Consider the following 12,504-nt stretch of genomic DNA (forward strand, 5'->3'; position numbering starts at 1 on the left):
TCACCTCGAACGGGGAATGATGGATTCATGACCACCCCGCACCGGAACCCCTCACGCCGTCGCGGCCCCAACGGCAGGTTCCTCCCCCGTGAGGAGCAGCTGAGCGGTGCGGCGGTGGCGGAAAAGGAGATGGACTTGCCCAGCGCGATCGAGCCCGTGTCCGCCACCCCGGCCCCCGCCGGCGAGCTGCCCGCCACCGAGCGCGGTGACGTGGTGCCGGGCGCCGAGTTCTGGGAAGGCTCCAGCGGCATCGACGAGGAGTCGGACCGCCCCGAGCTGCCCGAGGACCGCTTCCTCAACCGGGAGCTGTCCTGGCTCGACTTCAACGCGCGGGTGCTCGCCCTGGCCGAGGACCCGGGCACCCCGCTGCTCGAGCGGGCCAAGTTCCTCGCCATCTTCGCGAGCAACCTCGACGAGTTCTACATGGTGCGGGTCGCCGGTCTGAAGCGGCGGCTCAAGGCCGGGCTGCCGATGCGCGGCGGCGACCGGGTCTCGCTGCGCAACCAGCTCGAGATGATCACCGAGCGCGCCGCCGACCTGGTCACCCGGCACGCCGCCTGCTTCGGCGAGGAGGTCCGGCCCAAGCTGTCGGCCGAAGGCATCGAGATCGTCAAGTGGGCCGAGCTCGACGCCGCCGACCGCGAGCGCCTCCGGACCTACTTCCGCGAGCAGGTCTTCCCCGTCCTCACCCCGCTGGCCGTGGACCCGGCGCATCCGTTCCCCTACATCTCGAGCCGGTCGCTCAACCTCGCCGTGGTGCTGCGCGACCCCGACGACGCGGCCAGCGAGCGGTTCGCCCGGATCAAGGTGCCCAACAACGTGCCGCGCTTCGTCGTGGTGCAGAACGACAGCCGGGGCGTGCGCTTCCTGCCGGTCGAGGAGCTCATCGCCGTACACCTGGATCAGTTGTTCTCCGGCATGCAGCTGCTGGAGTGGCACGTCTTCCGGGTCACCCGCAACGCCGAGGTCGAGGTCGACGAGGACCGCGACGAGGACCTGCTGCAGGCCCTGGAGCGCGAGCTGGCGCAGCGGCGGTTCGGCCCGCCCGTACGCCTGGAGGTCGCCGCCTCGATCAGCGACCACGTGCTCGACCTGCTCGCCGGCGAGCTGGACATGAACGACGAGGACGTCCTGCGGGTGCCGGGGCTGCTCGATCTCTCGGCCCTGTGGCAGGTCTTCGCCGACTGCGACCGCGACGACCTCAAGGACCGCCCCTTCGTCCCGGCGACCCACCCGCAGCTGGCCGACGGCGAGGTGCCCCGCAGCGTCTTCAACCGGCTGCGCGAGTGCGACATCCTTGTGCACCACCCCTACCACTCGTTCTCGACGAGCGTGCAGCGCTTCATCGAGCAGGCCGCCGCCGACCCCAACGTGCTGGCCATCAAGCAGACGCTCTACCGCACCAGCGGCGACTCCCCGATCGTCGACGCCCTGGTCGACGCGGCCGCCGCGGGCAAGCAGGTGGTCGTGCTGGTTGAGGTCAAGGCCCGCTTCGACGAGGTCGCCAACATCGGCTGGGCGCGCACCCTCGAGCGGGCCGGCTGCCACGTCGTCTACGGCCTGGTCGGCCTCAAGACGCACTGCAAGACCGCCCTGGTCGTGCGGCAGGAGGGCAACCAGATCCGGCGCTACTGCCACATCGGGACGGGCAACTACCACCCCAAGACCGCCCGCCTGTACGAGGACTTCGGCATGCTGACGGCCGACCCCGAGGTGGGAGCCGACGTCACCGACCTGTTCAACGTCCTGACCGGCTATTCGCGCCAGACCAACTTCCGCCGGCTGCTCGTGGCGCCGCACGGCGTCCGCAAGGGGCTCATCGAGCGCATCGAGGAGCAGGCGCGCATCGCCCGGGCCGGTGGCCGGGGGCTCGTGCAGTTCAAGGTGAACTCGCTCGTCGACGAGGAGAGCATCGACGCGCTCTACCGCGCCTCGCAGGACGGCGTGCAGGTCGACCTGATCATCCGGGGCATGTGCGCGCTGCGTCCCGGCGTGCCGGGCCTGTCGGAGAACATCCGGGTGCGCTCGATCGTCGGCCGCTTCCTCGAGCACTCGCGGGTCTTCCGGTTCGGCGCCGGCGACGACGCCGAATACTGGATCGGCTCGGCCGACCTCATGCACCGCAACCTCGACCGCCGCGTCGAGGCGCTGGTGCGCGTGACCCTGCCCTCCGCGCAGGACGACCTGCGCAATGTGCTGGAGTTGTCGATGAGCGACGACAGCGAGGCCTGGGACCTGTCCGGCGACGGCACCTGGCACCGCCGCGCGTCGACGCCCAGCGACCCGCACGTCCACCTCCAGGAGGCTCTGTTGCGCCAGACACTCGGCAAGGCGGTCCGGCCCGCGTGACCAAACCAGTCCGGACCGCGGGCGGCGTCGTCTGGCGTCCCGCGGGTGACAGTTTCGAGATCTGCGTCGTCCACCGGCCGTACCTGCGGGACTGGGTCCTGCCCAAGGGCAAGCTCGACGGTTCCGAGCACACGCTCGTCGCCGCGGTCCGCGAGGTGCTGGAGGAGACCGGCGTCCGGGCCGAGCCGCAGCTGCGGCTGCCGCAGGTGGCCTACACGATGCCCAACGGCGTGCCCAAGACCGTCGACTTCTGGCTGATGCGCGCCGATGACGGCCCGGCCGCCGACCCGATGGATCCGACCGAGGTCGACGCGGTGGTGTGGCTGTCGCCGGCCGACGCGGTGGCCCGGCTGACCTATCAGGTCGACCGCGACCTCGTCGATCACGTTACGACGCTGCCTCCGGTGACCGGCGTGACGCTGCTGATCCGGCACGCCCACGCCGGCAAGCGGAAGCACTTCGCCGGGGACGACGTCCTGCGCCCGATCGACGAACGCGGCCGGGCCGAGGCCGAGACGATCCGCGCGGTGGCTGCTCTGTTCGAGCCGCGGCGGCTGCACGCGGCCACGCCCCTGCGCTGCCGGCAGACGCTGGAACCACTGGGCGCGGCGCTCGGCCTGCCGGTCGAGGAGGACGCCGCCTTCGCCGAGCCGCCCGACGGCGAGGTCACCCCGGAGCGGGTCGCCGAGTCGGTCAAGGCCGCGACGACCCGCCTGCATGATCTGCGTACGGGCGACCGCGCCGCGATTTGCAGCCAGGGCAAGGTGATCCCGGGCGTCCTGGCGCAGTTGCGCGACGAGCCGGACAGCGCGCCCTACAAGACGCCCAAGGGCGGCGGCTGGGTGCTCACCTGGTCGGGCGACCGGCTCGCGGGGCTGAGCCAGATCTGACCGGCCGGCTCCTCGGGGCCGGCGGGGGCACCGTGTCGGTGCGCCAGTGACCCACCAGGTCACCGGTCAGCCAGCGCGCCCGCCACAGCTCGTCCGCACGCGGCTCCCAGTCACGCAACGGAAGCAGGGCCAGCCGCCAGGAGAGGACGGCGACCAGATACCAGCCGTAGAGCGGGACGAGCCCGAGCACCGCGTCCCGCCGGCGGTAGGAGCCGTGCGGTGCCATGCAGCCCACGGCCGCGCCGGTCAGCAGGCACGTGACGAGCCAGTCCAGCAGGGCCCAGCCGGTCCACCGCTCGGCGGCGTCGCCCAGGGCCCAGGCCGGCACCACGGCGACGGCGAAGAGGACGGCCGCGAGCAGGGCCCGGCCCACCAGGCCGCGCGGGCGGCTGTTGGTCTCCATGCTGCGGACGGTAGACACAGCGGCCGTAGTGCCGCCGGAACACGCGAAAGGCGTCCACCCTGGGGTGGACGCCTTTCGTCGCTACGGGGCCCGCTGAGGCGGTCTCAGCGGGTCTCGCTCAGCCGATCCCGCTCAGCGGGCCTTGCTCAGCGGGTCTTGCTCGCCGCGGACTTGCGGGCGGTCGCCTTCTTGGCCGGGGCCGCCTTGGTGGCGGTGGCCTTGGTGGCGGTCGCCGTCTTCTTGGCCGGGGCCGACTTGGTCGCGGTGGTCTTCTTGGCCGCAGTCGTCGTCGACTTGGTGGCCGCGGACTTCGCCGGTGCCGACTTGGTCGCCGCGGTCTTCTTGGCCGCGGCGGCCTTCGTGGCGGTGGACGTGGTGGCCTTGGTGGCCGGAGCCGCCTTGGTCGCCGTCGTCTTCTTGGCCGCGGCCGTCTTGGTGGCGGGCGCCGCCTTGGTCGCGGTGGTGGCCTTGGCGGCCGTGGACTTCGCCGCCGTGGCCTTGGTCGCCGTGGTCTTCTTGGCCGCGGCCGTCTTGGTGGCCGGCGCCGCCTTCGTGGCGGTGGTGGCCTTGGCCGCGGTGGTCTTGGTGGCGGTGGCCTTGGCCGGGGCCGCCTTGGTAGCAGTGGACTTCGCCGCCGCGGTGGTCTTCTTCGCGGCGGTGGCCTTGGCCACCTTGCCGCTGGCGACCATCTCCCGGAAGCCCGTGCCGGGCTTGAAAGCGGGGACGGACGTCTTCTTCACCTTGACTGGTTCGCCGGTGCGTGGATTCCTCGCCGTACGCGCATTACGAGCGCGCTTCTCGAAGACTCCGAAACCGGTGATGGCCACCCGGTCGCCCTTGGTGACGGCGGTCTGCACCTCGCTGATGACCGCATCCAGAGCAGCCGTAGCCGTCTTCCGGTCCCCCAGTCGGGCGGCGAGCGCCTCGATGAGCTCGGCCTTGTTCACGGTTTTCCTCCCGAACGTGAGAACTGACGCTTGCGGCCACGCAGGAGGTTGCCATCCTCGTGAACAAGCATCATCGGCCCAATGCGAGCCATTCTGCGCGCACCGTATGCCCGCTGACCAGCAGACACAAACATTCGCTGGAAAAAATTCGTTGTGTCGCAACGGAATTCGCCCTCACCGGTGACCCGGCGAGGGCGAAATTCGGTGCGGGGCTTGGGTTTTCGCGCCTTTCCGGCCGGAGCGGCGAGCCGGGCGGGCGGTGAGTGATTTCCGCCTCCCGATGGCCCTTCCGCGCAACGGATCGGGGGCCTCCGGGTCGCGGAACCCCCGGCGCGGGCAGGTTTTCCGGGGTCGCGAGGGCCGGATCCGGTGCCTGGCAGGCCCTTCCGGGGGTGCCGGGGGCGCGATCCGGCTCCCCGTAGCGTTTTCCGGCTTCCGCTGCCGTGTCCCGCCTTCCGGCTCCCGCCGTTCGGCACCCAGCTCCCGGCGCCCGGCTCCGGATTCAGACTCCCGGCTCCCGGCTCAGACCGTGACGGGCTTGAAGGACGGGCGGCCCTGCTCGTAGGCGGCGATGGCGTCGGCGTGGCGCAGGGTCAGTCCGATGTCGTCGAGACCCTCCATGAGGCGCCAGCGGCTGAAGTCGTCGATCGGGAAGGACCAGTGCGCCTCGTCCACGCGCACCTCACGGGCGCCGAGGTCGACGGTCACCTCCTTCTCCGGCTCACTGTCGCCCAGGTCCCAGAGCGCCTCGACGGCCTTCTGGTCGAGCTGGACGGGCAGCAGCCCCTCCTTGAGGGCGTTGCCCCGGAAGATGTCGCCGAAGCGGGCGGCGATGACGACCTTGAAGCCCCAGTCGCGCAGGGCCCAGACGGCGTGCTGGCGGGAGGAGCCCGTACCGAAGTTGGGGCCGGCCACGAGGATCGTGGCGCCCGCGTGGGCGGGGTTGTGCAGCACGAACGACGGGTCCTCGCGCCAGGCGCTGAACAGCCCGTCCTCGAAGCCGGTGCGGGTGACCCGCTTCAGGTAGACCGCCGGGATGATCTGGTCCGTGTCCACATCGGAGCGGCGCAGCGGCATGACCTTGCCGCTGTGGGTGGTGAACTTGTCCATCGTCAGGTCCTTTACAGGTCGGCGGGGGCGGCCAGCTTGCCCGCCACGGCGGTGGCGGCGGCGACCTCCGGCGAGACCAGGTGGGTGCGCCCGCCCTTGCCCTGCCGGCCCTCGAAGTTGCGGTTGGACGTGGAGGCGGCGCGCTGGCCGGGGCTGAGCGTGTCCGGGTTCATGCCCAGGCACATCGAGCAGCCGGCGAAGCGCCACTCGGCCCCGGCGTCGGTGAAGATCTTGTCGAGGCCCTCCTGCTCGGCGGCCTCACGCACCTGGTACGACCCCGGGACGATCATCATCCGCACGCCCTCGTGCACCCGGTGGCCCCGGATCACGTCGGCGGCGGCGCGCAGGTCCTCGATGCGGCCGTTCGTACAGGATCCGACGAAGACGACGTCGACCGCGACGTCCTTGAGGGGCGTGCCGGCCCGCAGGTCCATGTATTCCAGGGCGCGGCGGGCGGCGTTGCGCTCGGTCTCGTCGACGAACTCCTCCGGGTCCGGCACGGCGCTGTCCAGCGGGGCGCCCTGGCCCGGGTTGGTGCCCCAGGTGACGAACGGGCTGATCGTGGCGGCGTCGAGGATGACCTCGGTGTCGAACTCCGCGTCCTCGTCGGTCGCCAGCGACTTCCAGTACGCGACGGCGGCGTCCCACTCCTCGCCCTGCGGCGCGTGCTCGCGGCCCTTCAGGTACTCGAAGGTGGTCTCGTCGGGCGCGATCATGCCGGCCTTGGCGCCCCACTCGATCGACATGTTGCAGATGGTCATCCGGCCCGCCATCGACAGCTTGCGGATGGCTTCCCCGCGGTACTCCACGATGTGGCCGTTGCCGCCGCCGGTGCCGACCTGGGTGATGAGCGCAAGGATCAGATCCTTCGCGGTGACGCCGGGGCGCAGCTCGCCGGTCACGGTCACGGCCATGGTCTTCGGCTTCGCCTGCGGCAGCGTCTGGGTCGCGAGCACGTGCTCGACCTCACTGGTGCCGATGCCGAACGCCAGCGCGCCGAACGCGCCGTGGGTCGCGGTGTGCGAGTCGCCGCACACGATAGTCATGCCGGGCTGGGTGAGCCCCAGCTGCGGGCCGATGATGTGCACGATCCCCTGGTCGACGTGGCCGAGCGAGCGGATCTGCACGCCGAACTCGGCGCAGTTCTTGCGGAGCGTCTCGATCTGGGTGCGCGAGGTCGTGTCGGCGATCGTCAGCAGGTCGCCGCGGCGGGTGTTGAAGGCCGGATCCGCGTACCCGGTCGGGGTGTTGTGATCCTCGGTCGCGAGCGTCAGGTCGGTGCGCCGGACCGGTCGGTTCGCCATGCGCAGGCCGTCGAAGGCCTGCGGGCTGGTCACCTCGTGCAGCAGGTGCAGGTCGATGAAGAGCAGATCAGGCTCACCCTCGGCGCTTCGCACGACATGGTCGTCCCAGACCTTCTCGGCCAAGGTCCTCGGCTTCGGAGTGACTCCCACCATCTGGACATCCTAAATTCTGGGAGGTATGTTTCGGCTTGTGGGACACAGTATGAGCGGTGTCGGCGTTCTCGACAAGGCGGTGGTCATCCTCGCGGCCTGTGTCGACGGCGCCAGCCTGGCCGAATTAGTCGACCGGACCAAGCTGCCGCGGGCCACCGCACATCGCCTGGCCCAGGCCCTGGAGATCCACCGGATGCTGGTCCGCGACACCCAGGGCCGCTGGCGCCCGGGCCCGCGGCTGGGCGAGCTCGCCAACGCCGCCCCGGACGTTCTGCTGACCGCGGCCGAGCCGCTGCTGACCGCATTGCGGGACGCGACGGGCGAGAGCGCACAGCTCTACCTGCGGCGGGCCGACGAGCGCATCTGCGTGGCCGCGGCCGAGCGGGCGAGCGGCCTGCGCGACACCGTGCCGGTCGGCTCGGTCCTCCCGATGGTCGCCGGCTCCGCGGCCCAGATCCTGCTGGCCTGGGAGCCGCCCGAGGCCGTGATGCCGCTGCTCCCCCGGTGCAAGTTCACGGGCCGCACGCTCGCCGAGGTCCGCCGGCGCGGCTGGGCCCAGAGCGTCGCCGAGCGCGAGCCGGGTGTGGCCAGCGTCTCGGCCCCCATCCGCGACCGGACGGGCCGGGTCATCGCCTCCATCTCGATAAGCGGTCCGATCGAACGGCTGGGTCGTCGTCCCGGCGAGCGGCACGCGATGGCTGTGGTGCGGGCGGGGCAGCGGCTGAGCGGCCTCTGATCCGGCTCCCTTCTCACCAGGCGGCGTCGCCCTTCCAGGCGGCGCCGCTCTTGTGTGAGGCGGCTTTGCTCTTTGACGCGACGGCGTCGCTCTTTCACCAGGCGGCGTCGCTCTTTCACCAAGCGGCGCCGCTCTTTGACCGGACGGCGTCGCTCCTTCACCAGGCGGCGTCGCGGGGCTCCCAGACCGAATTGTCGTGCGCGAACACCACTCGGGCCGGATCGAGGTCGAGCAGGCGCGCGATCCACTCCGGGGCGACCGGCAACGGCGGCCCGGCGCCCTCCCCGGCGGCCCGGTGGGCGAGCACGTCCCCGGCGAACGCGGTCGCGTGGTCATGGCTCTGCCCGGCGACGACGACCGTGCCGTCCTTGCGCCGCACCACGAGCGACTGGTGGCCGGCGGTGTGGCCGGGAGTGGGCACGACGAGGACGCCCGGCAAGATCTCCGTCTCGCCGTCGAGCTCGGTGTAGGTGACGCCGGGCGCGTCCACGCAGTCGAGCAGATACTGATCGGAGCGCCGGGCCGTCGCCAGCTCCACCCGCTGCGTGAAGATCGGCCGCCCCGGCAGCAACGGATTGCCCCCGCTGTGATCGAAGTGCAGGTGACAATTCACCACCCACCGCACCTCGTCCGGTCGCGCGCCCGCCGCCCGCAACGCCTCGTGCAACCCGATCCGCGTGGGCCGGTAGTGCGCGTCCACGTCCGCGTTGCTCGCCATGCCCGTGTCCATCAGCAGCAGCCCGTCCGGATGCGCGACAAGGTAGCCGAGACAGGGCTCCACCCGGGGCGCACCCGTGCCCGTCTCCGCCGCCGGCCGCACGAAGTATCCGAAGTCGACCCGTCGCACCGAGAGATCCGTCATCCCTCCATCTTCGGTCCCGCCGCCCCGCCCGCGTTACGCCCGGCGCGGATCTGCCCACCGCAGAGAACCTTGCACCGAAGCCACGAGACCTGCTGCGGCTCCGACGCCCGGGAGCCCGAAAAGCCGGGGCCCGGGACGCGTGGGTGAAGCACGGAAGCTCGAAAGGCCGGGCGTCGAACGCGGGGCCAGGCGCGCAGAAGCCCGAAAGGCCGCGGCCGAGACGGGCGAATGAGGCGCAGAAGCCGCGAACGCAGAGCCCTGGCACCGGCCGAGGAGGACGCGATGAGCTTCACCGACACCTGGCGCGAGAGGCGGAGGCCCGGAACGCAGCGAGCCCGTGTCGCGTGACACGGGCTCGGCGGTGGTAGTCCCGAAGGGATTCGAACCCTCGCTACCGCCTTGAGAGGGCGGCGTCCTAGGCCGCTAGACGACGGGACCGGGCCGGACTTTCGTCGCCGCCGCGACGACCTGCATCGCGGAGCAACGGAGTGGAACTCTATCGTCTGCCCCATCGCGCCCGCCAGCCAGGGTGGGCCGCCCCACATCAACCACCCGGACGAGCACCGGCCGGCCCGATCAATGCGGAAGCGCGGCGGTTGCGGCAGGACGTCACGGGACCAGAGGTGCGGCGGGACCGGGGGCGGAGCGTGGCGGGCGCGGGGCGGAGCCGGAGCGCTGGGGCTGGAAGTGTGGCAGAAGCGCGCCGGGGCCAGGGGCGAGGCGCGGGCATCGCGGGGCCGGCAGGCGCGGCGGGCGACCACGAGACGAGGAGAGTGGCCAAGGGCGTCGGCGCGGCGCGGGGCGAGAACGAGGGCGGCGTCGGCGCGGCGCGGGGCGAGAACGAGGGCGGCGTCAGCGTCGGCAGGGAGGCGGGATCGGAGCCGCAGCTCCAGCCGCGACCGCGGACGGGGGCAACAACGAGAACAGCCCGCCTCGAGTGAGGCGAGCTGTTGTCACTGCTCTGTAGTCCCGAAGGGATTCGAACCCTCGCTACCGCCTTGAGAGGGCGGCGTCCTAGGCCGCTAGACGACGGGACCAGGCCTTGCCGTGTTGCTCCTGCCATGGTCTTACCGATCCAGCAGCGCTGCCACTCGTTTTTCAGAGCTCCAGCGCCGCCGGCCTCGTGAGACCTCAGCGCTGGGGTACCAGGACTCGAACCTAGACTAACTGAACCAGAATCAGTCGGGCTGCCAATTACCCCATACCCCATCGGCGCTTCCCACCTTGCGGTGTTCCGTGCCGAGAACGAACTCTACCCGAGCCTCCAGTGGGCGCCAAATCGGGCCCCCGGACCCGGCGCTGCGGGGACACGAAGAAGGGGTCAGCGGAAGGCCGCCATGTTCGCCCGGGCCCACTCCAGGAACGTCGTCCCCGCCCGTCCGGTCACCTCCGCAACGGCCGGCGACACGGGCTGCGGATGGTCGACGAGGGCTTCGAGGCCGTCCACGTACCAGGCGGCGTATTCGCCCATCGCCGGCGTGAGCTCCGCGATGAAGGTCTCGCGCGGCAGGTCGACGTAGTGCAGCTCCCGGCCGAGGGCCACCCCGAGCTGCGCCACCCGCTCGCGGCGGGTCAGGGTGGCGGGGCCCGTCAGCTCGTACGACCGGCCTTCGTGACCCTCCTCGACCAGGCAGCGGGCCGCCACCGCCGCGATGTCCTCGAGGGCGATGAGGGCGCTGCGGGACTCGCCGTAGCCGTCGCGGACGACGTCGCCCGCGCGGAGCTGGGCCGCCCACATGAGCGCGTTGGGCATGAACTCGCCCGGTTCGAGGTGCACGTAGGGCACGCCGGTGGCCTCGACGCCCTCCTCGATCGGGCGCCACTCGCCGTCCTTGGCGCCGGCCAGGTCGACGATGCGGCGGACTCCGGCGGCGGCGGCCAGGCGGCAGACCTCGGCGTTGGTGGGGAGGTGGGGCGCCAGGTAGAGGTGGTCGACGTCACGCAGGGCCGGGGCGACGGTCTCGGGGCGGCCGATCCAGCCGCGGAAGACCTCGACCGGGGCTGGCAGGCGGGCCGCTCCGGGCTTGGCGGTCAGCGCCCGTACGTCCGTCGCGCCCAGGGCCAGCAACTCGTCCACGACCAGCCGCCCCACATTGCCGGTCGCGCCCGTCACCAGGATCTTCATCGCGCCGCCCCGTTCTCGTAGGCCATACGGAAACAGTTCTCGTAGGGTATACGAGATGAGCGAGCCGAGTGAAGCCCCCGACCTCGACCGGTTGCTGTCCCTCCTCTGGCGCCGCACCGCTCCCCCGGCGCCCGCGCGCACCGGCCGCAAGCCCCGGCTCGGCCTCGACGACGTGATCGCCGCCGCGATGGCGATCGCCGACGCCGACGGGCTCGAGGCGGCCTCGATGGCCCGCGTGGGCGAGCGGCTGGGGGTGGCGACGATGACGCTCTACACGTACGTCCCGTCGCGCGCGGCCCTGGTCGATCTGATGGTCGACGAGGCACTGGAACAGCGGCATCTCGCCACGATCGGCGGCGGCCCGGCGGAGTGGCGCCGGCGGCTCGTCGACTACGCCCACCGCACCCGGGAGATCTACCGGCTGCACCCGTGGCTGAGTCAGGTCTCGGCCGCCCGGCCGCCGCTCGGGCCGGGCACGTTCCGGGAACGCGAATTCGTGCTGGCCGCCATGGCCGACGCGGGGCTGCCGCTGGAGCAGGTGAACCCGGCGGCGGTGGCGTTCACCACGTTCGTCACGGCGGGGGCCCGGCAAGTGGGCGAGAGCGTGCTGCTGCGCCAGGCGACGGGCAAGTCCACGGACGCCTGGTGGCAGGAGCGGACGAGCTTCTGGGAGAACTGGTTCGACGTCGAGCAGCATCCGACGATGACCCGCGTCTGGGAGGCGGACGGCTACGGCGGGGGCACAGAGGAGCAGGCCGCAGTCGCGTTCGACTACGGCCTGCAAAAAATTCTGGACGGCATGGCCGCCGGATGAGAATCAGTCGAGCGAGACGACCGGGTTTCGCAGCTCGCCGATCCCCTGCACCGACACGGACACCGTCTCGCCGGACACGATCTGGCTCACCCCGGCCGGCGTGCCGGTGAGGATCACGTCGCCGGGCAGCAGCGTCATGACGTGCGACACGTAGGACACCAGGGTCGGGACGTCGAAGACCATGTCCTTGGTCCGGCCGAGCTGGCGGACCTCCATCTCGTCGGGGTTGCGGCCCACCTCGCACCGCACCTCGAGGTCGCTCACGTCGAGCTCGGTCTCGATCCACGGGCCCAGCGGGCAGAACGAGTCGAAGCCCTTGGCCCGGGTCCATTGCGAGTCGGTGCGCTGCAGGTCGCGGGCGGTCACGTCGTTGCCCACGGTGTAGCCGAAGATGGCCTTCTCGGCGCCGGCGCGGTCGACCCGGCGGGCGCCGCTCGGGCCGATGACGACGGCCAGCTCGGCCTCGTGCTCGACCTGGCTGGTGACGGCCGGGATGCGGATGGCGTCGTTGGGGCCGATCACCGAGGTCGAGGGCTTGATGAAGAGCAGCGGCTCCTTGGGCACCTCGTTGCCCAGCTCGGCGGCGTGGTCGGCGTAGTTGCGGCCGACCCCGATGACCTTGCTGGAGAAGATCGGGGCGAGGAGCCGGACGTCCGCGAGGGCCCAGCGGTTGCCGGTGAAGCGGACGTTCTGGAACGGGATGCTGTCGATCTCGGCGATCGTCAGGCCGCCGGCGCCGGACTGCGCCTCCCCCTCGACGACGCCGAAGGACACGCCACCGGCATGAACAAAACGAGCGAAACGCACGGGT

Annotated in this window: 11 protein-coding genes and 3 tRNA genes; 4 read left to right on the forward strand and 10 right to left on the reverse strand. The window is 71.5% G+C overall.

What is annotated here, in order from left to right:
• Window positions 1-27 precede the first annotated feature (27 nt).
• Window positions 28-2,349 carry an RNA degradosome polyphosphate kinase gene (locus RAN62_RS03380; RefSeq protein ID WP_305782923.1) on the forward strand — a complete coding sequence of 774 codons (2,322 nt, stop codon included), beginning with the start codon at window positions 28-30 and terminating at the stop codon, window positions 2,347-2,349.
• Complete coding sequence (locus tag RAN62_RS03385; protein WP_305782924.1) at window positions 2,346-3,239, forward strand: NUDIX hydrolase; 894 nt, start codon at window positions 2,346-2,348, stop codon at window positions 3,237-3,239. Before RAN62_RS03380 ends, RAN62_RS03385 begins: the two co-directional genes overlap by 4 nt.
• On the opposite strand, the gene RAN62_RS03390 is transcribed toward RAN62_RS03385, so the two are convergent.
• The 4 genes from RAN62_RS03390 to leuC form a co-directional block, all read right to left on the reverse strand.
• A complete protein-coding gene (locus RAN62_RS03390) occupies window positions 3,196-3,642 on the reverse strand; it encodes a hypothetical protein (protein ID WP_305782925.1) in 447 nt (148 codons plus the stop codon). The genes RAN62_RS03385 and RAN62_RS03390 overlap by 44 nt on opposite strands.
• Window positions 3,643-3,788: 146 nt before the next feature.
• Entirely contained in the window at window positions 3,789-4,589 is an 801-nt protein-coding gene (locus RAN62_RS03395) for an HU family DNA-binding protein (RefSeq protein WP_305782926.1), read from the reverse strand.
• Between the two features lie 522 nt (window positions 4,590-5,111).
• Window positions 5,112-5,699: a 3-isopropylmalate dehydratase small subunit gene (gene leuD / locus RAN62_RS03400; protein WP_305782927.1), complete on the reverse strand. Its 588-nt coding sequence runs from the start codon at window positions 5,697-5,699 to the stop codon at window positions 5,112-5,114.
• 11 nt (window positions 5,700-5,710) lie between these two features.
• Window positions 5,711-7,156, reverse strand: a complete 1,446-nt coding sequence (gene leuC, locus RAN62_RS03405; RefSeq protein ID WP_305782928.1) for a 3-isopropylmalate dehydratase large subunit — start codon at window positions 7,154-7,156, stop codon at window positions 5,711-5,713.
• A gap of 49 nt (window positions 7,157-7,205) precedes the next feature.
• Here leuC and RAN62_RS03410 point away from each other — a divergent pair, with 49 nt between their 5' ends.
• Window positions 7,206-7,892 (forward strand): IclR family transcriptional regulator, encoded by a 687-nt coding sequence (locus RAN62_RS03410; RefSeq protein ID WP_305782929.1) that lies wholly within the window; start codon window positions 7,206-7,208, stop codon window positions 7,890-7,892.
• A gap of 157 nt (window positions 7,893-8,049) precedes the next feature.
• On the opposite strand, the gene RAN62_RS03415 is transcribed toward RAN62_RS03410, so the two are convergent.
• The 5 genes from RAN62_RS03415 to RAN62_RS03435 form a co-directional block, all read right to left on the reverse strand.
• Entirely contained in the window at window positions 8,050-8,754 is a 705-nt protein-coding gene (locus tag RAN62_RS03415) for an N-acyl homoserine lactonase family protein (protein WP_305782930.1), read from the reverse strand.
• Window positions 8,755-9,116: 362 nt separating this feature from the next.
• A tRNA-Glu gene (locus RAN62_RS03420) sits at window positions 9,117-9,192 on the reverse strand.
• A gap of 526 nt (window positions 9,193-9,718) precedes the next feature.
• Window positions 9,719-9,791: transfer RNA gene (locus RAN62_RS03425), tRNA-Glu, on the reverse strand.
• Window positions 9,792-9,891: 100 nt separating this feature from the next.
• Window positions 9,892-9,963 (reverse strand) — tRNA-Gln (locus tag RAN62_RS03430).
• Between the two features lie 112 nt (window positions 9,964-10,075).
• The gene (locus RAN62_RS03435; protein WP_305782931.1) at window positions 10,076-10,879 is read right to left on the reverse strand and encodes an NAD(P)H-binding protein; all 804 of its coding nucleotides are present in this window, start codon (window positions 10,877-10,879) and stop codon (window positions 10,076-10,078) included.
• A 55-nt stretch (window positions 10,880-10,934) separates the two neighbouring features.
• On the opposite strand from RAN62_RS03435, the gene RAN62_RS03440 reads away from it, so the two are divergent.
• Window positions 10,935-11,693 carry a TetR/AcrR family transcriptional regulator C-terminal domain-containing protein gene (locus RAN62_RS03440; protein ID WP_305782932.1) on the forward strand — a complete coding sequence of 253 codons (759 nt, stop codon included), beginning with the start codon at window positions 10,935-10,937 and terminating at the stop codon, window positions 11,691-11,693.
• A gap of 3 nt (window positions 11,694-11,696) precedes the next feature.
• On the opposite strand, the gene RAN62_RS03445 is transcribed toward RAN62_RS03440, so the two are convergent.
• A complete protein-coding gene (locus RAN62_RS03445) occupies window positions 11,697-12,500 on the reverse strand; it encodes a fumarylacetoacetate hydrolase family protein (RefSeq protein ID WP_305782933.1) in 804 nt (267 codons plus the stop codon).
• Window positions 12,501-12,504 lie beyond the last annotated feature (4 nt).

The sequence above is a fragment of the Symbioplanes lichenis genome (assembly GCF_030709675.1).
GTDB lineage: Bacteria > Actinomycetota > Actinomycetes > Mycobacteriales > Micromonosporaceae > Actinoplanes > Actinoplanes lichenis.